This window comes from Pandoraea sp. SD6-2, assembly GCF_000389825.1.
GTDB classification, from domain to species: domain Bacteria; phylum Pseudomonadota; class Gammaproteobacteria; order Burkholderiales; family Burkholderiaceae; genus Pandoraea; species Pandoraea communis.
In genome coordinates this window covers 1-25,011 of sequence record NZ_KB944456.1, presented here as the reverse complement: position 1 = coordinate 25,011, position 25,011 = coordinate 1, and the positions used below count along the sequence as shown (strand labels likewise).

Annotated in this window: 24 protein-coding genes; all 24 read right to left on the bottom strand. The window is 61.5% G+C overall.

Features of this window, described 5'->3' with window-relative positions:
* Positions 1–10 precede the first annotated feature (10 nt).
* Positions 11–526, bottom strand: a complete 516-nt coding sequence (locus C266_RS22215; protein ID WP_010807747.1) for a chemotaxis protein CheW — start codon at positions 524–526, stop codon at positions 11–13.
* A 17-nt stretch (positions 527–543) separates the two neighbouring features.
* A complete protein-coding gene (gene cheA / locus C266_RS22210) occupies positions 544–2,721 on the bottom strand; it encodes a chemotaxis protein CheA (RefSeq protein WP_010807748.1) in 2,178 nt (725 codons plus the stop codon).
* A gap of 42 nt (positions 2,722–2,763) precedes the next feature.
* Complete coding sequence (locus tag C266_RS22205; protein ID WP_010807749.1) at positions 2,764–3,147, bottom strand: response regulator; 384 nt, start codon at positions 3,145–3,147, stop codon at positions 2,764–2,766.
* 17 nt (positions 3,148–3,164) lie between these two features.
* Entirely contained in the window at positions 3,165–4,142 is a 978-nt protein-coding gene (motB, locus tag C266_RS22200) for a flagellar motor protein MotB (RefSeq protein WP_010807750.1), read from the bottom strand.
* A 12-nt stretch (positions 4,143–4,154) separates the two neighbouring features.
* Positions 4,155–5,015: a flagellar motor stator protein MotA gene (motA, locus tag C266_RS22195; protein ID WP_010807751.1), complete on the bottom strand. Its 861-nt coding sequence runs from the start codon at positions 5,013–5,015 to the stop codon at positions 4,155–4,157.
* A 116-nt stretch (positions 5,016–5,131) separates the two neighbouring features.
* A complete protein-coding gene (gene flhC, locus C266_RS22190; protein WP_010807752.1) occupies positions 5,132–5,728 on the bottom strand; it encodes a flagellar transcriptional regulator FlhC in 597 nt (198 codons plus the stop codon).
* A gap of 75 nt (positions 5,729–5,803) precedes the next feature.
* On the bottom strand, positions 5,804–6,121 hold the full coding sequence (flhD, locus tag C266_RS22185) for a flagellar transcriptional regulator FlhD (protein WP_010807753.1): 318 nt from the start codon (positions 6,119–6,121) through the stop codon (positions 5,804–5,806).
* 562 nt (positions 6,122–6,683) lie between these two features.
* Entirely contained in the window at positions 6,684–7,892 is a 1,209-nt protein-coding gene (locus C266_RS22180) for a Bcr/CflA family multidrug efflux MFS transporter (RefSeq protein WP_036664103.1), read from the bottom strand.
* A gap of 110 nt (positions 7,893–8,002) precedes the next feature.
* Positions 8,003–9,721, bottom strand: coding sequence for an AMP-binding protein (locus tag C266_RS22175; RefSeq protein WP_010807755.1), 1,719 nt, complete (start codon positions 9,719–9,721; stop codon positions 8,003–8,005).
* Positions 9,722–10,098: 377 nt separating this feature from the next.
* Positions 10,099–10,515, bottom strand: coding sequence for a F0F1 ATP synthase subunit epsilon (locus C266_RS22170; protein ID WP_010807756.1), 417 nt, complete (start codon positions 10,513–10,515; stop codon positions 10,099–10,101).
* A gap of 149 nt (positions 10,516–10,664) precedes the next feature.
* Positions 10,665–12,056: a F0F1 ATP synthase subunit beta gene (gene atpD / locus C266_RS22165; protein ID WP_010807757.1), complete on the bottom strand. Its 1,392-nt coding sequence runs from the start codon at positions 12,054–12,056 to the stop codon at positions 10,665–10,667.
* Between the two features lie 61 nt (positions 12,057–12,117).
* Positions 12,118–13,005, bottom strand: coding sequence for a F0F1 ATP synthase subunit gamma (atpG, locus tag C266_RS22160; protein WP_010807758.1), 888 nt, complete (start codon positions 13,003–13,005; stop codon positions 12,118–12,120).
* Positions 13,006–13,093: 88 nt separating this feature from the next.
* Entirely contained in the window at positions 13,094–14,635 is a 1,542-nt protein-coding gene (gene atpA / locus C266_RS22155; protein ID WP_010807759.1) for a F0F1 ATP synthase subunit alpha, read from the bottom strand.
* Between the two features lie 50 nt (positions 14,636–14,685).
* Positions 14,686–15,216 carry a F0F1 ATP synthase subunit delta gene (locus C266_RS22150; protein WP_010807760.1) on the bottom strand — a complete coding sequence of 177 codons (531 nt, stop codon included), beginning with the start codon at positions 15,214–15,216 and terminating at the stop codon, positions 14,686–14,688.
* Positions 15,217–15,218: 2 nt separating this feature from the next.
* Positions 15,219–15,689: a F0F1 ATP synthase subunit B gene (locus C266_RS22145; RefSeq protein WP_010807761.1), complete on the bottom strand. Its 471-nt coding sequence runs from the start codon at positions 15,687–15,689 to the stop codon at positions 15,219–15,221.
* 125 nt (positions 15,690–15,814) lie between these two features.
* Positions 15,815–16,081, bottom strand: a complete 267-nt coding sequence (gene atpE, locus C266_RS22140; protein ID WP_010807762.1) for a F0F1 ATP synthase subunit C — start codon at positions 16,079–16,081, stop codon at positions 15,815–15,817.
* An 85-nt stretch (positions 16,082–16,166) separates the two neighbouring features.
* Complete coding sequence (gene atpB, locus C266_RS22135) at positions 16,167–17,015, bottom strand: F0F1 ATP synthase subunit A (RefSeq protein ID WP_010807763.1); 849 nt, start codon at positions 17,013–17,015, stop codon at positions 16,167–16,169.
* A 70-nt stretch (positions 17,016–17,085) separates the two neighbouring features.
* Positions 17,086–17,589, bottom strand: a complete 504-nt coding sequence (locus C266_RS22130; RefSeq protein WP_010807764.1) for an ATP synthase subunit I — start codon at positions 17,587–17,589, stop codon at positions 17,086–17,088.
* Positions 17,590–17,833: 244 nt separating this feature from the next.
* On the bottom strand, positions 17,834–18,949 hold the full coding sequence (locus tag C266_RS22125; protein ID WP_036664134.1) for an SLC13 family permease: 1,116 nt from the start codon (positions 18,947–18,949) through the stop codon (positions 17,834–17,836).
* A gap of 145 nt (positions 18,950–19,094) precedes the next feature.
* Complete coding sequence (locus C266_RS22120) at positions 19,095–19,994, bottom strand: ParB/RepB/Spo0J family partition protein (RefSeq protein ID WP_010807766.1); 900 nt, start codon at positions 19,992–19,994, stop codon at positions 19,095–19,097.
* A gap of 27 nt (positions 19,995–20,021) precedes the next feature.
* The gene (locus C266_RS22115) at positions 20,022–20,792 is read right to left on the bottom strand and encodes a ParA family protein (RefSeq protein ID WP_010807767.1); all 771 of its coding nucleotides are present in this window, start codon (positions 20,790–20,792) and stop codon (positions 20,022–20,024) included.
* A gap of 181 nt (positions 20,793–20,973) precedes the next feature.
* Positions 20,974–21,558, bottom strand: coding sequence for a lipocalin family protein (locus C266_RS22110; protein WP_036664098.1), 585 nt, complete (start codon positions 21,556–21,558; stop codon positions 20,974–20,976).
* Complete coding sequence (gene rsmG, locus C266_RS22105) at positions 21,555–22,235, bottom strand: 16S rRNA (guanine(527)-N(7))-methyltransferase RsmG (protein ID WP_010807769.1); 681 nt, start codon at positions 22,233–22,235, stop codon at positions 21,555–21,557. Before rsmG ends, C266_RS22110 begins: the two co-directional genes overlap by 4 nt.
* 12 nt (positions 22,236–22,247) lie before the next feature.
* A complete protein-coding gene (gene mnmG, locus C266_RS22100) occupies positions 22,248–24,221 on the bottom strand; it encodes a tRNA uridine-5-carboxymethylaminomethyl(34) synthesis enzyme MnmG (protein ID WP_010807770.1) in 1,974 nt (657 codons plus the stop codon).
* Positions 24,222–25,011 lie beyond the last annotated feature (790 nt).

The following is a 25,011-nucleotide window of genomic DNA, read 5'->3' as shown; positions in this document are numbered from 1 at the left end:
CTACCGGTGCTTAGCTCGCCAGCCGCTCGATGAGCGCCATATCGTCGCTGGTCATCAACTTCTCGATGTCCATCAGGATCAGCATGCGGCCTTCGACCGTGCCCAGACCCGTGATGTACTCGGTCGCCAGTTGCGCGCCGAACTCGGGCGCCGGCTTGATTTCGCCGCGTGCGAGCGTGAGCACGTCCGACACGCCGTCGACCACCATGCCGACCACGCGGCCCGCCACGTTCAGAATGATCACGACCGTCTGCGTGTCGTACTCGACGCGGCCCAGACGGAACTTGATGCGCATGTCCACGATCGGCACGATGATGCCGCGCAGATTGATCACGCCCTTGATGAAGTCCGGCGCATTGGCGATGCGCGTGACCGCGTCGTAACCGCGAATCTCCTGCACCTTCAGAATGTCGATGCCGTATTCCTCTTCACCGAGTGTGAAGACCAGAAATTCCTGACCGTCGCCATCGGTCTGCATGGCGCCGCCCTGGCGCGACACGGCATGCTCTTGCGAAAGGTTGTCCATCTAACGCGTCTCCGACTTCAGTTGAAGATGGTGGCTACTGCCGAGCGCTGGCCGCGCTGAAGCGCCGCCACGTCGACGATCAAAGCCACACTGCCGTCACCCATGATGGTGGCGGCGGAAATACCGTGAATACGGCGGTAATTGGTTTCGAGGTTCTTCACCACGACCTGCTGCTGACCGACCAGTTCGTCCACCAGCAACGCGAAGCGACGGCCTTCGGCCTGAAGGATCACGATGATGCCCTGCGTGGGGTCGAGGCGCGCTTCCGGCACGTCGAACGCGCGGTACAGTTCGACAAGCGGCAGGTACTCGCCGCGCACCAGCACGACCTGACCTTCGCCGGTCACGGCGCGAATGTCGTCGCGACGCGGTTGCAACGACTCCATCACGAAGTTCAGCGGCAGGATGAATATCTCGGGGCCGACCTTGACGGACATGCCGTCGAGAATCGCGAGCGTGAGCGGCAACACGATGCGGATCGTGGTGCCCTTGCCGCGCGAGGACAGAATCTCCACGTGGCCGCCCATCTGCTGGATGTTTCGCTTGACGACGTCCATGCCCACGCCTCGGCCCGACACGTCGGTCACCGCTTCAGCCGTGGAGAAGCCTGGCGCGAAGATCAGTTGCCAGACTTCCTCGTCCGTCATCGAGTCGGACACATTCATGCCCTGCTGCTGTGCCTTGGCAAGAATCTTTTCACGACGCAGGCCCGCGCCGTCGTCGCTCACTTCGATCACGATGTTGCCGCCCTGATGCGCGGCAGACAGCACCAGTTGGCCGACCGGGTCCTTGCCCGAGGCCAGACGCGCCTCCGACGTTTCGATACCGTGATCCAGACTGTTGCGCACAAGGTGCGTGAGCGGATCGATGATGCGCTCGATCAGGCTCTTGTCGAGTTCGGTCGCCTGACCGAACGTGACGAGTTCGATTTGCTTGCCCAGCTTGCCGGCGAGATCGCGCACGAGACGCGGGAAACGCGAGAACACGTAATCCATCGGCATCATGCGGATGGACATCACGGCCTCTTGCAGGTCGCGCGCGTTGCGCTCGAGCTGGCCCATGCCGTTGAACAGACGGTCGTGAAGCATCGGGTCGAGGCTGCTCGCCGTTTGCGCGAGCATCGCCTGCGTAATCACGAGTTCACCCACGAGATTGATGAGCTGGTCGACCTTTTCGACACCCACGCGAATCGAGCTGTTCTCGTGTCCGGCAGCCGCACCGGCCGGCGCGGCTGCCGCGCGCTTTTCCGGCGGGTGATGGGCGCCGTTGCCACCCGAGCCCGCCTGGGCCACCGGGGCAGCGGGCACGACGATTTGCTCGGCCGCAGGCGCCGCAGCGGGTGCCGGCGCAGCAGGCACTTCGATCGGCGCCGAGGCAGCCGGTGCCTGCGCAAAAATCTCGGCCGTCTGGACCGGCGCCGCCACAGGGGCTTGCGCCGGTGCGTCGGGTGCGGCCGCGACGGCAGAGGCATCCTGCACGTCGATCTGCGACGGCTCGATCACGAAGCAGCACACGGCGAGAATGTCGTCCGCTCCGCAAGTGGTGTCGAGCCACAGGTGCAACACGTCGCCGGTCGACTGACGCCCGGCCACCTGACCGAGGTTGCCCAGTTCTTCCGCGAGCAACGCCTGATCTTTTTCGCCCACGCCGGTGAGCGTGACTTTCAGACGCGTCTGGCCTGGCGGCACCGCGCTCGTGGGTGCGCCGCTCGCGTCGGTTGCCGCTACGCCGGCATCTCCGGATGCTGCGGGCGCGCTCGCCGGCGCCGCCGCTGCGGGCGAAACCGGTGCGGCGGTGGCCGGGGCCCCGCCTTCTTCGGCGGCGAGTTGCTGGAGAATTGCGCAAATGCGCGTCATCGCCTCAGCATCGGGTTCACTGGAGGCGCGGTAGGCATTCAACTGTTGATGCAACACGTCTTTGGTTTCCAGGAAGGTATCGACCATCTCGGTGCGCAACTGCAATTCGCCGCGACGCGCGCGGTCCAGCAGATTTTCCAGCAGGTGAGTGGTCTCGGTGAGCGCGGTGAAGCCGAACGTAGCGGCGCCGCCCTTGATCGAATGTGCCGCACGGAAAATCGCGTTGAGCTGCTCGTTGTCCGGCGCATTGATATCGAGCGCGAGCAGGAGGTGCTCCATCTCTGCGAGCAACTCTTCCGCTTCATCGAAAAAGGTCTGGTAGAACTGGGTGATATCCACCGATTTCCTCGTCCTAACTTAGTTGTGCCATCAACGTCATCGTCATGCGCCTTCGCCGACGAGCGAGCCCACTACGTCGACCAATGCCTCGGGGTCGACCGGCTTGATCAGCCAGCCGCTGGCGCCCGCTTCGCGGGCTGCCGTCTTGTATGCACCATCGACTTCTGTCGTCAGCACCAGAATGGGTGTCTGGGCAAACGCGTCGAGTTCGCGCAGTGCGCGAATGAGCGACAAGCCATCCATGCCGGGCATGTGCTGGTCGGTCAGCACCAGATCGAAGGTCGTGTTCGACGCCAGCGCCAGAGCTTCCTGCCCGTCGCGGGCGGTCGTCACGGCGTAGCCGGCTTCGTCGAGCGTTGCCGCCAGAATCTGACGCATCGACGCGGAATCGTCGACGGCGAGAATCGTGTTACGAAGGGCGTGCATGCGTCTCCTCTTGTCGGTTATCGCGCTGCGGTGCCAGGCGCCGCCGGCGGCGTGGGCACGGCAGGCAAGGTACCGTTGATGACGGCGTTCACCGCCTCGCTTCCTGCGCCGCGCGCGTTTACGGCATCGATGGTCGGCTGGTCGCCCTCGTGCTTGAACGACTGCTCTGCGCGGCGGTTGAGCACGATGATGCTGATACGGCGATTGATCGGGTTGTACGCGTCGTCATGATCGAGCGGCACCGTCGACGCCAGGCCCACCACGCGCAACACCTTCTCACTGTCGAGACCGCCCGCAATCAGCTCGCGACGCGAGGCGTTTGCGCGATCGGCGGATAGCTCCCAGTTGCTGTAGCTCTTGTCGCCCTGCGCATAGGCGGTGGCGTCGGTATGCCCCGAGAGGCTGATGCGATTGGGCACGTCGTTGAGCGACTTGCCGATCTCGCGCAGGATGTCGCGCATGTACGGCTGCACCTGCGCGCTCGCGTTGGCGAACATCGGCCGGTTCTGGTCGTCGACGATCTGGATGCGCAGACCTTCGGTCGTCACATCGATGAGCAACTGTTTGCGGAACTGTTTGAGCGTCGGGTTATTTTCGATGGCCTTCTCGAGGCGTGCCTTGAGTTCGCGCAAACGCTGCGCATCGGCACGCTCGGCCAGCTCGGTGGTCGTCGCCTGACGCGACTTGGCCTGATCGCCGCGCGACTTCTGACCGTCGGTGCGCGTCGTATCGGCGCCACCACCGGGAATTACGCCGTTGTTGTCCGCCGCGTTACGCCCGCCGGTGAGCGCGACTTTGAGCGGCGTGCGGAAATACTCGGCGATGCCCGTCAACTCCTTGCTGGTCACGGAGCTGAGCAGCCACATCAGCAGGAAGAACGCCATCATGGCCGTCATGAAGTCGGCGTAGGCAATCTTCCACGCGCCGCCATGATGGCCGTGCCCGCCGGCTTTGCGGCGTTTGATGATGATGGGCCGCTCTTCTTTCTCGCTCATTGCTGCCGCCCGTCAACGTGATTTGACCTGCCGCACGTGCTCTTCAAGCTCGGCGAACGACGGACGTACTGTGGAATAGAGCACCTTGCGGCCGAATTCGACCGAGAGCGCCGGCGCGTAACCGTTCAGGCTGGCCAGCAGCGTGACCTTGATGCACTCGTAGAGCTTGACCGACTCGTTGATGCGGTGCTCGATGAGTTGCGCCAGCGGCGAAATGAAGCCGTAGGCCAGCAAAATGCCGAGGAACGTACCCACGAGCGCCTGGGCGATCAGCGCACCCAGCACGGCAGGCGGCTGGTCGGCCGACGCCATCGTGTGCACCACCCCCATCACCGCAGCCACGATACCGAAGGCCGGCATGGCGTCGCCCGTCTTTTGCAGACAGTGCGCCGGGACTTCGCCCTCATGACGGTACGTTTCGATTTCGTGATCCATCAGGTTCTCGATCTCGAACGCGTTCATGTTGCCGCTGACCATCAGGCGCAGATAGTCGGTGAGGAATTCCATGATGCGCGGCTCGCCGAGAATGCGCGGGTACTGCGAGAACACCGGGCTCGCTGCCGGGTCTTCCACGTCCCCTTCGATGGCGAGCATGCCGTCCTTGCGCGCCTTCGCGAGCAGCACGTACAGAAGCGCCATCAGCTCCATGTACAGATCTTTGGTGTATTTCGAGCCCTTGAACAGCATCGGCAGCGCTTTCATCGTCGCCTTGATCGCCTTGCTGTTGTTGCCCACCACAAACGAGCCGACGCCCGCGCCACCGATAATCAGCAGCTCGGTCGGCTGAAACAGCGCGCCCAAGTGGCCCCCGCCAATGACGAAGCCGCCAAAGACCGATGCCAGAACGATGATGTAACCAATGACGACAAGCACTGCCGGATACCTCTCGCAAAAATACGTCTACGGAAAAATGTCCTTCCTGTTCAGAGGGCTTAACGGCAGACACGCAGGGAAACTGTAGGGGGTGTGACCTCGTGAAGTGGGCTTGATCAGGCGGCGAGCGGAGAAATATCCGTGCCAGGTGCGGGCGATGCCACGGCCGGCGCCAGATCGGCGGCATGCGCGTGTTTCGCTTTCCGGGTCTTACCGGCACGCGACGGCGGTTGGCACAGCCCGCAAACGTACTGGCCATGCGGTTCGTGCGCGTGCGTGACGAAATGACCGCCGCAGCGCGTGCACGGCGTCATCTGCAACATCTTGCTGTCGAAGAAGCGAACGAGCGTCCACGCACGTGTAAACCCGAGCACGGCTTCCCAGCCATGCAATTCCACATGCTCGAGGTACAGGCGGTACGCCTTGACGATGGCTTCGATGCCCTGACATCCGCCGTGCTGAACCAGATGACGGTAGATGTTGTGGAAAAGCGACGAGTGGATGTTCGGCAGCCACGTCACGAACCAGTCGGTCGAGAACGGCAGCATGCCCTTGGGTGGCGAGGCCCCTTTAAGCTCCTTGTAGAGCTTGATGAGACGGTCGCGGCTCAGGCTCGTTTCCGCTTCCAGCAACTGGAGGCGGGCGCCGAGTTCGATCAGTTCGATGGCCAGTTGAATCTCACGGGCCTCGAGAACGACGCTTTTGGTACGCATTTACAGGCTTCCTGGCAAGTCACGCGAAACGCCGCCCCCTCGGGACGGCGCAGCGAGCGTCGCGTTGTTGTACGCTCAGCCGATCTGCTCTACGGGTTGCCCCGCCAGCAGAATCGATGCGTGTGACTGCTGCATACCTACGTCTTTCGCACCGTGTGTAAGGGTGGAAAGAATCACGTGGTCGTCGAATCGAAATCGGCACAGAAGCTGGTTCGACCCCGCAAACTTGACGAGTTGAGCCAGCGTGAGACTGCCGAGCACGTCGGCAAGCTGGTCGCTGATACCCAGGCGAAACATCGCCGCGGCGCGATCCTCACGGATCAGGCGCTGAGCCAGGACAAGGTAGGAAAGATTCAACTCACGAATCTCGTTCAGTGTTTCGCTGTTTCGCATGCGGCCCCCCGGCGCAATGGATGAATCTTGCGGTACTACTGTCTATTCCCCCGCATTGTGGAGAAGGGCGAACGATAAAGAAATCGGAGAAAAACTACGTGGAGTGATGAGAAAAGCGGAAGTTTTTTGTAGGAATTTTTCCTACATCGGGGGCGCAAGCGGCCCCAACGATGCACTCGGGGAGAGTGATCGGTGCCTAACGGACGGCAGTTTCATGAAAGTGTCACGAAGCTGCGCTTTACTACTTGACTGTATTTCGGCGAGGTTTCACCGAACTTTAGCGATCCTTGCAAAAAAACTGGGGGAGGACTTTGCAAGGAGGCGTTGGATCGTACTTTGCCAATCGTGCGGACACGGGAACAGAGCAATTACAAACTGTTACAGATGCACGGTCGCGCGCCGGATTTCAGTGTTGGAAAGAAAGCTCGGCAGTCGGTTCCCGAGAAATTGCCGATCACGCCCATTTGCCGGCTTACCGTGCCTTTCCGCATGTTGCGAATTTCAGACGCCCGGCAACGTCGCAGGTTCCGGCTTCGGTGCATCGATGCGGTGTCGAAACGCCTCACACCGTTCCGGTGGCCGAGGGTGTCGCCTTCGCTCTGCGAATGAGCACCGTGTGGAAACACCACGACAGGACACCACACAAGGCGATGACGGCCGCCATCGGCACCGCCGAGCGGGCGTGCATCAGCCCGACGGCCGCGCCCGCGCTCGCCGCAGCGAGGAACTGCAATGCTCCCAGGAGGGCCGATGCGGCGCCCGCGCGTTGATGCTGGCGGTTCAAGGCTTCGGCCACCGCGTTCGGCTGAGAGAAGCCCAGACTCGTGACATAAGCGAAGAGCAGCACCATCAATCCGATCAGTCCGCCCAGTTGCAACGCCGCCACGGCAAGCATCAATAATCCGAGAACCGCAACGAGATTGTTGGTACGACGCAACACGTCGGCCGGACGGCGTTTGCGCAGCAAATGCGCGTTGATCTGCGAGCCGGCGATGATGCCACAGGCGTTCAGTCCGAACAGCCAACCGTAATTCGCCGGGTCGACACCGTACAGATTGATGAACACGAAGGGTGAGCCCGTGATGTAGGCAAACATGCCGGCTTGCGCGACGCCGCCCGCCAGTGCATTGCCCATGAACTCGCGGTCACGCACAAGCGCGCCGTAGTTGTGCCAGGCGGTCATGAGCCAGTTGCGGGCCTGCTTTGCCGCCGCGCGCGTCTCCGGCAGCCAGTAGACGGACATCGCGAAGCACATCGCGCCGAACGCCGTCAGCCCCCAGAAGATCCAGCGCCAGCCGACAAACATCAGCACCTGCCCGCCGATGAGCGGCGCGAGGATCGGTGCGGCCCCCATGATGAGCGTCATGCGCGACAGCACGCGCGCCACCGTGCTCGTGTCGAACAGATCGCGCGCCATGGCGCGTGCGATCACGAAGCACGCGCAGCCGCCCACCGCCTGAATGAAACGGCAGACGATCAGCGTCTCGATATTGCTCGCCAGCGCGCAGCCGGCCGATGCCAGCGTGTAGAGCGCGAGACCGGCATACAGTGGACGCTTGCGGCCGTAGCGGTCGGCGAGCGGCCCATGCAGCAACTGACCAAGCCCCAGGCCGATGAAGAACGATGCCAGCGAGAATTGCGCGGCCGCATCTGTGGTGTTCAGTTCGCGAGCGATACTCGGCAACGCAGGCAAATACATGTCGATCGACAGCGAGCCGATGGCCGACAGAATGCCAAGAACGAAAACGGTGCGAAATGTGTGGGCAGGCATGGCGCAGACCAAGGGTAACCCCGAATCATACGGCATTGATCCCGGTCCCGCTCAAAAAATAAGCAGGGCTCGCCCCCTCCGGGCGAGCCTGGTCCTGCGCCCTGCCTCGCTCAAGCCGTCTTCGCTTCGGACAACCCGAGTGTTTCGACCATCTGTTCGCGCATGATGAATTTCTGCACCTTGCCCGTGACCGTCATCGGCATCTCGTCGACGAAGCGGATGTAGCGCGGAATCTTGTAGTGCGCGATCTGGTCCTTGCAGAAGGCGCGGATATCGTCTTCCGTCGCACTCTGACCCGGCTTGAGAATGATCCACGCACAGACTTCCTCGCCGTACTTCGCGTCCGGCACACCGAACACCTGCACAGCCTGCACCTTGGGGTGACGGAACAGGAATTCCTCGATCTCGCGGGGGTAGATGTTCTCTCCGCCACGAATGAGCATGTCCTTTACCCGGCCGACAATATTGCAGTAGCCGTCTTCGTCGAGCGTGGCGAGATCGCCCGTGTGCATCCAGCCATCGCGGATCGCTTCGCGCGTGCGAGGCTCGTCGTCCCAATAGCCCAGCATCACCGAGTAGCCCTTCGTGCAAAGTTCGCCTTTCTCACCCACCGGCACGATCTCTCCGGCAGCATCCACGAGCTTCACTTCGAGGTGCGGCTGCACGCGCCCCACGGTTGTCACGCGTTTTTGCAGCGGGTCGGTCGTCGTGGTCTGGAACGACACCGGGCTCGTCTCCGTCATGCCGTAAGCGATCGTCACTTCGCTCATGTGCATTTCGTTGATGACGCGTTTCATCGTTTCGATGGGGCACGGCGAGCCCGCCATGATCCCCGTACGCAGAGAATCGAAGTGGTAGTAGCCGAACGCCGGGTGATCGAGTTGCGCGATGAACATCGTCGGCACGCCGTGAAGCGCCGTACAGCGCTCTTCCGACACGGCAGCCATCGTGGCCTTCGGGTCGAACGCCTCGCCCGGGAACACCATCGTCGCACCCGTCGACACGCAGGCAAGTACCGCCAGCACCATGCCGAAGCAGTGATAGAACGGCACGGGAATGCACAGACTGTCGTGCTCGGAGAAGCGCATCGCCATGGCGATATAGCGGCCGTTGTTGACGATGTTGTGGTGCGTGAGCGTAGCGCCCTTCGGGTTGCCCGTCGTGCCGCTCGTGAACTGGATATTGATGGCGTCGAAACAATCGAGCGAGTCGGACATCGCGCGCAGTTTGACGAGATCGGTGTCCGCGCCGAGCGCCACCACGTCGCCGTAATTCATCATGCCGGGCGTGGTCTCCATGCCCATGCGGATGACCGTTCGCAACGTCGGCAGCTTTTCCGACTTCAGTTGGCCGGGGGTGCACGTTGCCAGCTCCGGCGCGAGCACGTTGAGCATGTCGAGGTAGCGCGACGTCTTGAAAGACTCCGCAGCCACAAGTGCCTTGCACCCCACCTTGTTGATCGCGTATTCCAGTTCGGCGAGCCGATAAGCCGGATTGATGTTCACGAGAATCAGGCCGACGCGCGCGGTCGCAAACTGCGTGACCAGCCATTCGACGCGGTTCGGCGACCAGATACCTACGCGATCGCCCTTCTTCAGCCCCAACGACATCAGTCCGGTGGCAAAGGTATCGACGTGTGCGATGAATTCGCGCCACGTCCAGTCCACGCCCTGCTCCCGAAACACCACGGCCTGGCGCTCCGGAAACTTCGCCGCCGTCTCGGCAAGCAAACCGAACACCGTCAACGTCGAAAGCGGTACGGTGGTATCGCCTTTCACATACGACAGTCCGTTACGAGGTACAACGCCCGCACCTTCCCGGCTTTCCATGCTTGTGTCTCCTGAAGCAATGCTGAAGTGGCGAAATGCTGTCGCGTGGCGCTTGCGAGTGAATGGCTCGCCTGTCGTTGCATCGAACGACGGCGGGCTTCTCTTCATCACAATAGTGCGTCACGCCGACTTGACGTTTACGTTAACGTAATTCGAGTGACGGAACGAGTGGGGATGGCCCTGAGTCTGGCGTGCCTTGCGCATCGACGGCGATCGGCGATCGAATTCACCAGGCAAAACAAAAGCCCCGCGCACTTGCATGCGTGGGGCTTCCTGCCGTTATACGGCAACGTACGTGGTGACGCACGCCGCTGTGTGACGGCGGGCATTGCGGGCTACGCCGGCGGTGAAAACGCCGTCGCAACCGCCCTGCCGATTTACTTCATCTTGCGGAACTTCTGGATCGCAGCGAGTTGAGCGATGGCTTCGGCCAGTTCGGCCTGGGCAGTCGCATACTCGATGTTCGAATCCTTGTTCGTCAGCGCTTCTTCCGCGCGGCGCTTGGCTTCGGCAGCCTTCGCCTCGTCCAGATCCTTGCCGCGAATGGCGGTGTCGGCGAGCACGGTGACCGTGCCCGGTTGCACTTCGAGAATGCCGCCGGCCACGAAGACGAAGTCCTCGTTACCTGCCTCGTCCTCGATGCGCACCGCGCCCGGCTTGATACGCGTGATCAGCGGCGTGTGGCCGGGCAAAATGCCCAGCTCGCCGGCTTCGCCGGGCAGCGCCACAAAGCGCGCCTTACCCGAGAAGATCTGCTCTTCCGCGCTGACGACGTCTACGTGAATGGTTGCCATAATCGCTCCCGTTGAGTGTGATGAAGCGGCAGGCGCGCTAGTCCGGACGTTGCCGCCCTCGCTTCGCTACCCCGCCCCGCAACAGTCACCTGCCGGCGTGCGGTGGGGTCTCTCTTACGACACCCCGCCGTCGCCCGGCACTCAACCGTTTACTGCATCTTCTTGGCTTTTTCGAACGCTTCGTCGATCGTGCCAACCATGTAGAACGCCTGTTCCGGCAGGTGGTCACACTCGCCGTCGACGATCATCTTGAAGCCGCGGATCGTTTCCTTGAGCGGAACGTACTTGCCCGGCGAGCCCGTGAACACTTCGGCCACGTGGAACGGCTGCGACAGGAAACGCTGAATCTTACGCGCACGGGCCACGGCGAGCTTGTCGTCCGGCGACAGTTCGTCCATCCCCAGAATCGCGATGATGTCGCGCAGTTCCTTGTAACGCTGCAGCGTCGATTGCACGCGACGGGTCACCGTATAGTGCTCTTCGCCAATCACGTTCGGGTCGATCTGACGCGAGGTCGAGTCGAGCGGATCGACGGCCGGGTAGATACCCAGCGAGGCGATGTCACGCGACAGAACGACGGTGGCGTCCAAGTGACCGAAGGTGGTGGCCGGCGACGGGTCGGTCAAGTCATCGGCAGGCACGTACACGGCTTGCACCGACGTGATCGAGCCAGTCTTGGTCGACGTAATACGCTCTTGCAGCTTACCCATTTCTTCAGCCAGCGTCGGCTGATAGCCCACGGCCGACGGCATACGGCCGAGCAGTGCCGACACTTCGGTACCGGCCAGCGTGAAACGGTAGATGTTGTCCACGAAGAACAGCACGTCGCGACCTTCGTCACGGAAGTGCTCTGCCATCGTCAGACCGGTCAGCGCCACGCGCAGACGGTTGCCCGGCGGCTCGTTCATCTGGCCGTACACCAGCGCGACCTTGTCCAGAACGTTCGAGTCCTTCATTTCGTGGTAGAAGTCGTTCCCTTCACGGGTACGCTCGCCCACGCCGGCAAACACCGAATAACCGCCGTGTTCCTTGGCGATGTTATTGATGAGTTCCATCATGTTCACGGTCTTGCCCACACCGGCGCCACCGAACAGACCCACCTTGCCGCCCTTGGCGAACGGGCAGATCAGATCGATAACCTTGATGCCGGTTTCGAGCAGTTCCGTCGACGGCGACAGCTCGTCGAATGCCGGGGCCTTCTGGTGAATCGAACGGGTGTGATCCTGTGCGATCGGACCGGCTTCGTCGATCGGACGGCCAAGCACGTCCATGATGCGACCCAGCGTCGGCTTGCCGACCGGCACCGTGATCGGCAGACCGGTGTTTTGCACCGTCATACCGCGGCGCAGGCCTTCGGAGGAACCCAGACAGATGGTACGCACCACGCCATCGCCCAGCTGTTGCTGGACTTCGAGCGTCAGTTCCGAACCTTCCATGGTGAGCGCATCGTAGATCTTCGGCATGCTTTCGCGCGGGAATTCCACGTCGATAACGGCGCCGATGCACTGTACGATTTTGCCTTCAATCAAAGCAGTACTCATCGCTTTTCCTTTAGATACTCAAATTCATTTCGCCTGACGGCGCATCGGCCCGTGCCACCGCTTACACTGCGGCGGCGCCACCCACGATTTCGGACAGTTCCTTCGTAATCGCTGCTTGACGGCCCTTGTTGTAGACCATCTGCAATTCACCGATCACGGTCTTCGCGTTGTCCGATGCGGCCTTCATGGCCACCATACGGGCGGACTGTTCCGACGCCATGTTCTCAGCGACTGCCTGATACACGACAGCTTCGACGTAACGCACCAGCAGGGCATCGACGACCGTCTTCGCATCCGGTTCGTAGATGTAGTCCCACGAATGCCGTGCCGGCACTGCGCTCGCGTCTTCCGACGCGCCCTCGAGCTTCTCGGGCAGCGGCAGCAGTTGTTCGACCACAGCTTCCTGCTTCATCGTGTTGACGAAGCGGTTGTACGCCAGGTACACGGCGTCGAGCTTGCCTTCGGCATACGCGTCGAGTTGCAGCTTCACGGCACCGATCAGCTTGTCCAGATGCGGGGTGTCGCCCAGTTGCACGACATGCGAAACCACCTTCGCGCCGATACGGTTCAGGAAACCGAAGCCCTTGCCGCCAATGGCGGTGGCTTCGATCTTCAGCCCTTGCGCTTCGATAGCCTTCATCTTGTTCACCACGGCACGCAGCACGTTGGTGTTCAAGCCGCCGCACAGGCCCTTGTCCGTCGTCACCACGATGATGCCGGCAGCTTTCGCGTCGGCATGCTTCACCATGAACGGGTGGTGGTATTCCGGATTCGCCTGGCCCATGTGCGCGGCGATCTGGCGCACCTTGTCAGCGTACGGCCGGGCATGACGCATGCGTTCCTGCGCCTTGCGCATCTTCGACGCGGCCACCATTTCCATGGCCTTGGTGATCTTGCGCGTGTTTTGCACGCTCTTGATCTTGCCGCGAATTTCCTTCATTCCAGCCATTGCTTACTCCTTGTCTCGGCGCGACGTCCGCTGTTGCCTGAACATCGCGCCTTCCCGGGTCCGTTGAATAGTTACCGATTCAACCGGATTAGTAAGCGCCGGTCTTCTTGAAGTCCTTGATCGCAGCGTGCAGGGCGGCTTCGTCGTCCTTCGAGAGATCTTTGGTCTCTTCGATACGGCCGATGAGCGCACCGTGGCTGGTCTTCAGAACTTCGCGCAGACCCTTTTCGAACGGCAGCACCTGAGCGATTTCGAGGTCATCCAGATAGCCGTTGTTGGCGGCGAACAGCGACACAGCCAGTTCCCACACTTGCAGCGGCTGGTACTGCGGCTGCTTGAGCAGTTCCGTCACGCGGCGGCCGCGCTCGAGCTGCTTGCGGGTGGCTTCGTCCAGGTCCGAGGCGAACTGCGCGAACGCAGCCAGCTCACGATACTGCGCGAGGTCGGTACGAATACCGCCCGACAGCTTCTTGATGACCTTCGTCTGTGCTGCACCGCCAACGCGCGACACCGAGATACCGGCGTTGATTGCCGGACGGATACCTGCGTTGAACAAGTCGGTTTCCAGGAAGATCTGGCCGTCGGTAATCGAGATCACGTTCGTCGGAACGAAGGCAGTCACGTCACCGGCTTGCGTTTCAATGATCGGCAGTGCCGTCAGCGAACCGCTTTGACCCTTCACAGCGCCGTTGGTGAACTTCTCGACGTACTCTTCCGAGACGCGAGCCGCACGCTCGAGCAGACGCGAGTGCAGATAGAACACGTCACCCGGATACGCTTCGCGGCCCGGCGGGCGGCGCAGCAGCAGCGAGATCTGACGGTAGGCCCAGGCTTGCTTGGTCAAATCGTCATAAATGATCAGCGCGTCTTCGCCGCGGTCGCGGAAGAATTCGCCCATCGTGCAGCCGGCGTACGGTGCGATGAACTGCATGGCGGCCGAGTCCGAAGCGGTGGCGGCCACGATGATCGTGTATTCCATCGCGCCGTGCTCTTCGAGCTTGCGCACCACGTTCATGATCGACGAAGCCTTCTGACCGATGGCGACGTAGACGCAGGTCACACCCTTGCCCTTTTGCGAGATGATCGTGTCGATGGCCACAGCGGTCTTACCCGTCTGACGGTCACCAATGATCAGCTCACGCTGGCCGCGGCCGATCGGCACCATGGCGTCGATAGCCTTCGTACCGGTTTGCAGCGGCTGCGACACCGACTTACGCCAAATCACGCCCGGGGCGATCTTTTCGATGGCGTCGGTTTGCTTGGCATTGATCGGGCCCTTGCCGTCGATCGGCACGCCCAGCGCGTCAACGACGCGGCCCTTCAGTTCCGGACCGACCGGCACTTCCAGAATGCGGCCCGTGCACTTGACGGTGTCGCCTTCCGAGATGTGCTCGTATTCGCCCAGAATCACGGCGCCGACGGAGTCGCGCTCGAGGTTCAGTGCCAGACCGAACGTATTGCCCGGGAATTCCAGCATTTCGCCCTGCATCACGTCCGACAGGCCATGGATACGGCAGATACCGTCGGTCACCGAAATCACGGTGCCTTCGTTACGGACTTCGGCGCCGCTCTCGAGACCTTGAATCCGGCTCTTGATCAGTTCGCTGATTTCAGAGGGATTGAGTTGCATATGTGCTCCTGATATTCAATTCTTGCCGTCGCAGGCGTATCGCGCCGGGCTCAGGCCGTCAGCGACGTCCGCATAGCCGCCAGGCGGGCGCGCACCGAAGTGTCCAGCACCTCGTCGCCAACCACCACACGCACGCCACCGATCAGCGACGGGTCTACCGTCACGCTCGGGTTGAGCTTGCAGCCGAACTTGTGCTCGAGGCCCTTGACCAGCGAGGTCAGTTGCTCACCTTCGAGCGGGAAGGCGCTTTCGATCGTGGCGTCCGCCGAACCGGCGGCAGCGTTCTTCAACGCTTCGAACTGCACGGCGATTTCCGGCACAGCGGCCAGACGGCCGTTTTCGACCACAGCGGCGACGAAGTTGCGCACTTCGGCGTCGGTCGATTTCACGGCTGCGGTCAGCACGTCGACGACTTGCGCCGGCGTGACTTTCGGATCGTCGGCCAGATTGGCCACTTCGGGCAGCGCTGCCACTTGCGCCAGTTCGCGCACCAGCTCCGACCAGCGATTCAGGTCGCCGGACTTCGCCACGCGGAACAACGCCTCGGCATACGGACGAGCGATGGTTGCGAGTTCGGCCATGATCAGAGCTCTGCCTTGAGTTGGTTCAGCAGGTCGGCGTGGGCCTTGGCGTCAACTTCACGCTTCAGGATCTGCTCGGCGCCCTTGACAGCCAGACCGGCAACGTCTTCGCGCAGCGATTCACGGACCTTGACGGCCTGGTTCTCGGCTTCGGCTTTTGCGTTGGCGATGATACGGGCGGCTTCGGCTTGCGCCTGGGCCTTGATCTCGTCGGCCACAGCCAGTGCGCGCTTCTCGGCGTCGGCAATACGCTTCGCGCCTTCGTCGCGGGCTTCCGCGAGGGCTTGCGTGGAGCGCTTGTTGGCGGCATCGAGTTCAGCCTTGCCCTTATCGGCAGCAGCCAGACCGTCAGCGATTTTTTTCGCGCGTTCGTCGATAGCCTTGATCAGCGGCGGCCACACGAACTTCATCGTGAACCATGCCAGGATCAGAAACACGACGGTTTGCGCGAACAGAGTTGCGTTGATGTTCACGGTGTTTCCTTTCGGTGATGCGAGTCGATTGGCAAAACAGCGCGCCCCATTGTGCCTGCTGGCTTGGGCGCGCCGTTCATGTCCAGTTGGCCGCGCGGATCAGTGCGCGACCGGCCGAAAGAAACTTAAGCGAGCTTCGACAGCAGCGGGTTCGCGAACGCGAACAGCATGGCAACGCCCACGCCGATCAGGAATGCCGCGTCGATCAGGCCGGCCAGCAGGAACATCTTCGTTTGCAGCGGGTTCATCAGCTCGGGCTGACGGGCGCACGCTTCGATGTACTTACCGCCCATCAGCGCGATACCCAGACAGGCGCCGATAGCACCCAGACCGATGATGATGCCGATACCGATGGCGGTCAGACCCTGGATGTTGGCGATGAAAGCTTGCATGATTACTCCTTTTGGTTAGAGACTTGAAACTTTGAATTTGAAAAACTGAAAAACCGGGAAACCCTTAACGACCCGCAACGACCGATCAGTGATGGTCATGCGCCTGACCGATATACACGAGCGTAAGCATCATCATGATGAACGCCTGGAGCAACACGATCAGGATGTGGAAAATCGCCCATGCGGTGCCGGCAATGACGTGACCGACAAAACCCAGCACCGACGCATCTGCGCCAAAGCTCCAGATACCGCCCAGCAGAGCGATCAGCAGGAACACCAGTTCGCCGGCGTACATATTGCCGAACAGTCGCATACCGAGCGACACGGTCTTGGCACAGAATTCAATGAGGTTGAGCAGCAGGTTCGGAATCCACAGCAGGAAGTGGTTACCGAACGGTGCGGTGAACAACTCGTGCATGAAACCGCCCGCGCCCTTGATCTTGAAGCTGTAGAACAGCATCAGGATGAGCACGCCGACGGCAATACCGAGCGTGCCGTTCAGATCGGCCGTCGGCACAATGCGATGGTGCGTGATGATCGAACCCAGACCCACCCATTCGATCACCTTCGAGGGCAGATCGACGGGCAGCAAGTCCAGCGAGTTCATGAGCGCGACCCAGACAAACACGGTCAACGCGAGGGGAGCGATGAAAGCACGATTGCCGTGCACGATGCTCTTCGACTGGTCTTCCACCATCTCGACGAGCATTTCGACCGCAGCCTGGAAGCGGCCCGGCACGCCCGACGTGGCTTTGCGGGCGGCCATCCACAGCACGAAGCAGCCCAGAACGCCCATCGCGATCGACCAGAACATGGTGTCCCAGTTGATGATCGAAAAATCGACAATGCTAGTCTGCGTCGAACTCGCGAGATTTTGCAGGTGGTGCGAAATGTACTCCGACGGGTTCGGAGCGTGGCCGGCTTCTACTGACATAGCGATCAAACACCCAATTATGAAAATCCGCACACGGTAGCGCGTCGACACGTGAGCGGCATTCTCACCGCTACTTCAGTACCATCGCCAGCCAATAGGCTTTCAGCGTCAGTACGAAGGTGACGAGGAACGCGACCCAGTGAATTCCTGGATAACCGAACGCTACCGCCACCAACAACGCAATCGTCGTGACTACCTTGACCGCTTCTCCCATCACCAGCGAACCGACGGAGAGGCGATCACCTGACATCCTTAGCCGCAACGCAAACAACGCGCCCGGTATCCAACCGATCATTCCGCCCAGCCAGGCTGACACCGCCGCATCTCGTGGCGATGCCGAGAGAAACCACCAGGCCAATGTCGCTACCAGCGACAGCAGTACCTGGGCTCCCACCACCCTGAATGGAGTCACACGGGATGCGCGTCCCACATCGGGACCGAACAGGCGCTCGGCCTGCGCACGCGTGAGCGGAACGATTGTCTCTTGCTCCTGCTCGTCGTCCCAATCCTCTGATGTTGCGCGTGCCGGCGCTTGCGGTTTCGGTTCCAAGTTCGACCGTTTATCTTCGGTCATCTCGTTGCCTCCCCGCCCGACTCGTGCAAAACGAATGGGCTCTTCAAGCAGATAAATCCGCGAGATTTTACGGGACATTACGAACCCCAGTCAATCGAAACGCGCAACAAATTCGCCGAAATTGTGCAGTGCATGCTTCGATTTGGCGCCAACTTTCATGGAGCACCATTTTACGCATAGTGCGACGCGGCATTCCTGGCGAACGCTGCGCAATCGCTGCACCTTCGCGGGGTTTGGTGCGTGATCATACCCATTTCAGGGCGATGGACCCGAGGAAAAGTGCGACAAAAAAGAACGGGAGGGAAAGCCAATGGAAATGCCACCAGACTTTTCCCGATTTCGCCATGCGCAACGCGATCAGGTTGGCCAGCGAACCGATCGCCAGGCCGAACCCGCCGACAGCCACGCCATGCGCGAGCGCCGGCCAGTTGTGGCTGTATTCGGCGAGCAGAATCGCCGCTGGCACGTTGCTGATGAATTGCGACAGCACCGCAGCGCCCGCATAGGCCATTGCCGTCCCGGAGAAGTCCACATGCCCCAAAGTGGCGCGCACTTCGGGCAGCCCGGCCACACCCCGTAGCACGACGAACATCAGCACGAAAATCGCAAGCAGCAGCCAGTCGATGCCGAACACCGCATTGCGGCGTGCCACCAGCAGCACCGCTGCCACGCCAGCACAGGCCCAGGCGGCATACCCGTGGTCTGCGAGTACGACGAACGCGACGAACAGCGTCAGGGCGACCCACAGCAGCGTCCAGCGCATGTCGTGCCTCGGGCCGCGCTGTTGAAAATGCAGCGCGCGCGAATCGAACGCGGCCGCGCACATCGCCAGCAGTACAGCCATGAGGGCGAGCGTGAGCGGCGTCATCATGACAACGTACGCGCCGAAGCTCATGCCGCTCTGTTGCCACAGAAAGAGGTTTTGCGGATTGCCGAACGGCGTGAGACTCGAACCGGCGTTGACCGCCAGCGCGAGGAAGATGATGAGTCGCTCGATCCTCACGGGGGCAATCCGGGCGAGCGACTGCGCGAGCGGCACGACGGCAAAGAGGGCGACGTCGTTGGTAAGCAGCGTGGACAGTGCGGCGGCAAACGTCACCATCAGCAACGCGAGGCGCCGCTCCGTGCGAAACGCCCGCAGCAGTCGTTGCGCCAGCCAATCGAGAAAGCCGCTCTGGTCGATGGCGCGCGTGAGCATCAACAATCCCGCAAGCGTGAGGATCGTTTGCCGATCGATACGCGCGAACAATTCGCCGACGCTCGCGGGACGAAACACCTGCAGGATGACGAATCCGGCGAGCAGAATGACCAGCACCCAGTCGCTGCGCACACGCTCGTACGTCGCGCGCAAGATGCGCAAGGTGTGCAAGGCGTGCGTCGTTACGGCGCCCCGCGACGGTGCCGCCGCGAGGGAGTCGTCCGGCGCCCGCGGCACCGTTGGCTTTGCCTTACCTACCGGTTCACCGGCGGGTTCGTTCACGGAAAAGTTAATCGGTAGGCCAAAATTATTCGGCGCGAATGCGTGCGAGGATACCGTCGAGCGCATCGAGACTGCCGAAATCGATCGTGAGTTGTCCGGCCCCTTTCCGCCCAACCTTGATCTTGACGTTCGACGCGAGCAGATCCGACAGCTCGTCTTCGAGACGCGTGACGTCGCGACCGCCCTCCTCTGCCGAGCGACGGCGAATGCCATCACCTTGCGGTTTCAGCGACGCGTTGACGATCCGCTCGGTATCGCGCACCGACAGGCGCTTGTTCACCACTTGATTGGCGAGCGTGATCTGCGTGGCGGCGTCGACGGCGAGCAGCGCGCGAGCGTGCCCCATGTCGAGATCGCCCGCCAGCAGCATGGTCTGCACCGGCTGCGCGAGATTGAGCAGACGCAACAGGTTCGACACGGCACTGCGCGATCGGCCGAGCGACTCGGCAGCTTGTTCGTGCGTGTAGTTGAATTCGCCGAGAAGACGTTGAATGCCTTGCGCCTCTTCGAGCGGATTCAGGTCTTCGCGCTGAATGTTCTCGATAAGCGCCATTGCGGCGGCGGCTTCATCGGAGACGTCGCGCACGAGCACCGGCACTTCGGCCAGCCCGGCGATGCGTGCGGCACGGAAGCGTCGTTCGCCCGCAATAATTTCGTACTTCTCACTATCGACACGACGCACCAGAATCGGCTGCATGAGGCCCTGCGCGCGAATGCTCGCTGCGAGTTCCTGCAATGCCCCTTCATCCATGCGCGTGCGCGGTTGATACTTACCGGCCTGAATACGCTCGAGCGACATGACCGACGGCGCGCCGTCGGCACCGGCTTCGGCCGCGCCGTTATGGTTATCGGCGTGCGCGCCGAGCAGCGCTTCGAGGCCGCGGCCCAGGCCCTTTTTTTTCAGTGCGTTGGTCTTGGTCGCCATGACAATGCGTTCCTGCGCGATTGCGCCTTACATAGTTTGAATGCGCGCGATCATTTCCGCGCCGAATTGGAGATACGCCTTCGCTCCGCGCGACGCGGGATCGAAAACGACACCTGGCATGCCGTAGCTCGGCGCTTCGGCGAGTCGCACATTGCGCGGAATGATCGCGTTGAAAACCTTGTCCCCGAAGTGCTCCTTGAGCTGCTCCGAGACTTGTTGCTGCAGCGTGATGCGCGGATCGAACATCACGCGCAACAGCCCTATCACCTTCAGGTCGCGGTTCAGATTCGCGTGCACCTGCTTGATCGTGTTGACGAGATCCGACAGCCCTTCCAGCGCGAAATATTCGCACTGCATCGGAATGATGACGCCATGCGCCGCGCACAACCCATTGAGGGTCAACAGCGAGAGCGTCGGCGGGCAATCGATGAGGACGAAATCGTAGGCATCGTCGACCTTGGCAAGCGCTTGCTTGAGTCGCGTGTCGCGGTTCTCGAGCGAGACGAGTTCCACGTCTGCTCCGGCCAGTTCGCGATTGGCGGGCAACACGTCGTAACTCCCCGACTCCGAGCGCTGGCAACTCGTCGTGACATCGGCACCGTCGACCAGCACTTCGTACACGCTCGACTCGAGTGCGGCCTTGTCGATGCCGCTGCCCATCGTCGCATTGCCCTGAGGATCGAGGTCGACCAACAAGACCCGCTGCCCGTGCGACGCCAGTCCGGCAGCGAGGTTCACCGTGGTGGTCGTCTTACCGACGCCGCCCTTCTGATTGGCCACGCAGAAAATTTTCGCCATGCCGATGTAGTCCTCCGAATGCTGCCGTGTTGATGCAATTGATGCAGATGATGCCGGGATTGCACCGGTCAGGCGAACCCGCCGTACCGCCGGTGAACCGGCACATCCCGCAAATTCGATTTTCTGAGCAAAGCTCAGTTTTTGCGCTGACTGACCGGCGTCAGATGCGCCGGCGCGGTGCTCAGGGGACGCTCGCCTTCTGGGGCGTTAATACCAGTTTGTCGGTGTCGTAGCCCTGCTTGCGCAACTGGGCACGGACTTGATTCAGTGCATTTTCGTCGAGCGTCGGCGTACGCGAAAGGATCCAGAGGTACTCGCGGCTTGGCTCTCCGACAGCGGCAAACTGATAGTCGCCGTCGAGAACGATAACCCAGTAGTTCGCCCAAAGCCAGGGAATCCAGCGCAGCCAGTCGGGCGCGAAGGTGACTTTGAAGCGCGCCGTGCCGGTGCCTTGCCCGTCGGTGCGAGCCAAACCGGTGTCGCTGACCCAGGTACCGTCTTCTTTACGGCACTTGTTCGTGACTTCGATCCTGCCGTCCGCCCGAGCCACGTAATCTGCGGTCACGTCCGACACACATTTTCGCTCGAAGAAATTCGGGTAGCGTGCTATTTCGTACCAGGTGCCGACATATCGCGCCTTGTCGATTTTCGGCACCGGGCGCACGCGGGTCGTCAGCGATTCCTGCCCGGACTGCGCCCAGGCAACGGCAGCCACCACCGACAAACCGACCATGGCGGCCCCTATCCAGCGGGTGATGGCACTCATGCCGTCACCTTCACACGGAGCAGGTGACGCTCGGCATCGAGAAACGGTACGTTCAACGGCAGGCGTTCGACCAGCTCATAGCCGGCCGGCAGCGCAAGCTCGCTCTCGGCGGCCACCCCTTTCATGGCCCAGAAGCTGCCGCCTGGGGCGAGCAGATTGTGAGCCAGCGTAACGAAATCGGACAGTTCTGCGAAAGCGCGCGAGACGATGGCATCGAACGGTGCGAGCACTTCTTTACCGACGACGAGCGACTCGACCCGGCCGGTCACAACGGTCAGGTTGGTGAGCTTGAACGTCGCGCGGGCTTGCGTGAGGAACGCCGTCTTCTTGTGAACGATGTCGTTGACTGTCACCTGCCAGTCGGGACGAACCATGGCGAGCACCACGCCGGGCAATCCGCCACCTGAGCCCACATCAAGCACGCGTGAAATTGGCTCACGATCGAGACGTGGCAGTATCGAGAGGGAATCGAGCAGGTGCTTGATGACCATCTGCTGCGGATCGCGGATCGAGGTCATCTGCAACGAGGCGTTCCACTTAGCCAGCAGTGCCTGAAAATCGAGTAGACGAGCCTGTTGTTCGTCGCTGATAGACAGGCCCAGTTGCCGGATACCGTCGGCCAATAGCGTGCTCAACTCATTGCCGCCGCTGGCGGCAGTCCTGCGCGGATCAGTCATGAGGTCTCCGCGTCAGGCTGCGTGCTGGTCGCCGTTATCGGCGGCAGCGGCATCGGCAGTGGTGTCCTCCGACACGCGGCGGCGTCCGAGTCCCTTCTTGAGGTGGATCATCAGCAATGAGATCGCGGCGGGCGTCACACCGGAGATACGCGATGCCTGCCCCAGTGTCTCCGGCCGCTGCGCATTGAGCTTTTGACGGACTTCGATCGACAGGCCCCTGACATCGTTGTAATCGATGCTGGCGGGCAGCACGGTATTCTCGTTGGCTTCCTTGCGTCCGATTTCATCAGCCTGACGATCGATGTAGCCCTGATACTTGACTGCGATTTCGATCTGTTCGCGAATCAGGTTGGCCTGCAGTGGATCGTCGGACAACTGCCCTTCGGGCGCGAGACGCCCTCCCTGCACGGTCATCAATGCGTGGTACCCGACTTCCGGGCGACGTAGCAGATCGGCCAGCGAGTATTCGTGATCGATGGCCTTGCCAAGCAACGGCACGGAATCTTCGGCCGGGAAGGTTTTCGGATTCACCCACGTGGATTTGAGACGTTCTGTTTCACGTGAAACAGCATCGCGTTTTCGGCAGAATGCTTCCCAGCGAATATCATCGACCACACCGAGTTCGCGGCCGATTTCCGTCAGGCGCATGTCGGCATTATCTTCACGCAGCGATAGGCGATACTCGGCCCGGCTGGTGAACATTCGATACGGCTCTGAGACGCCACGTGTAATCAGATCATCAACCAGCACGCCGAGGTACGCTTGATCGCGCCGCGGACACCAGGCATCGCGCCCCTGCACCTGCAGTGCGGCATTGATGCCGGCGAGCAGCCCCTGAGCGGCGGCTTCTTCGTAGCCTGTCGTGCCATTGATCTGGCCTGCAAAGAACAGACCGGAGATCACGCGGGTTTCGAGCGAGCTACGCAGTCCACGCGGATCGAAGTAATCGTATTCGATGGCATAGCCCGGCCGCAGGATGTAGGCATTCTCCATGCCTTTCATTGAGCGGACGAGCTCCAGTTGCACGTCGAAGGGCAAGCTGGTGGAGATGCCGTTCGGATAGAACTCGTTGGTGGTGAGGCCTTCGGGTTCGAGATAGATCTGGTGCGACGTCTTGTCGGCGAAGCGGTGGATCTTGTCTTCAATGGACGGACAATAGCGCGGACCCACCCCTTCGATAACGCCGGTGTACATTGGCGACCGGTCGAGCCCGGCGCGGATGATATCGTGGGTGTGCTCGTTGGTATGTGTGACCCAGCACGGCACTTGGCGCGGATGTTGTTCCGGGCGGCCGAGGAACGAGAATACGGGTACCGGGTCGAGGTCACCGGGCTGCTCTTCAAGAACGGAGAAGTCGATGGAGCGACCGTCGATACGTGGTGGTGTACCGGTCTTCAACCGGCCTTGCGGCAACTTCAACTCTTTGAGGCGTGCCGACAAGCTGAGCGCAGCCGGATCTCCGGCGCGACCGCCCACGTAGTTGTTCAATCCAACGTGGATCTTGCCATCGAGGAAGGTGCCCGCTGTCAGCACCACGGCGCGAGCGCGGAAGCGCAACCCGATCTGAGTGATAGCGCCAACAACTCGCTCGCCCTCGACGATAAGATCGTCAACGGCTTGTTGGAACAACCAGAGATTGGGTTGATTTTCCAGCCGGTGGCGGATGGCTTGCTTGTAGAGAAGGCGATCGGCCTGCGCGCGGGTGGCGCGGACGGCCGGCCCCTTGGACGAATTCAGAATACGAAACTGAATCCCGCCTTCATCGGTCGCAGCCGCCATGGCGCCGCCCAGAGCATCGACCTCTTTGACAAGATGGCCTTTGCCGATCCCACCGATGGAGGGATTGCAGCTCATCTGGCCGAGCGTCTCGATGTTGTGGGTGAGTAGAAGTGTTTTACAGCCCATGCGGGCCGAGGCGAGCGCGGCCTCGGTGCCGGCATGGCCGCCACCCACCACTATCACGTCGAACTCGGTTGGATAAAGCATCGCAATTTTGCCGCGTGCGGCAAACTCTCTGGATTCGGTAATTGCGGAATTATAGCGGTATTGCGGCGCATCATTTGTAACTGCCACGGTGTTTCACGTGGAACATGTGTGGAAAACTACGGTTTTAGGGACTGTTTCACGTGAAACGTCGGGAGTGGGTGAGTCACGCTCGGCTACCATTGCGTCGCAGCGATAGCACTTCACCACCACGCCCCCAAATACCGGCGCCTGCCCTCTCCCGCGTCCGGGCCGCGAAGATCGCCGATACCCTGACTGCGCTCCACTTGAAAGTCGCTCCGTCAGGGCACCGACAATCTCCGCCGGGTCAACGCCCGAGCACAACCATCGACAAATCGGTCGGCGTGTTTCACGTGAAACGTTGGGGGTGTGGTTGGGTCACGCTCGGCCACCATCGCGTCGCAGCGATAACACTTCACCTCCACATCCCCGAATACCGGCGCCTGCCCTCTCCCGCTTCCGGGCCGCGAAGATCGCCGATACCCTGACTGCGCTCCACTTGAAAGTCGCTCCGTCAGGGCACCGACAATCTCCGCCGGGTCAACGCCCGAGCACAACCATCGACAAATCGGTCGGCGTGTTTCACGTGAAACGTTGGGGGTGTGGTTGGGTCACGCTCGGCCACCATCGCGTCGCAGCGATAACACTTCACCTCCACATCCCCGAATACCGGCGCCTGCCCTCTCCCGCTTCCGGGCCGCGAAGATCGCCGATACCCTGACTGCGCTCCACTTGAAAGTCGCTCCGTCAGGGCACCGACAATCTCCGCCGG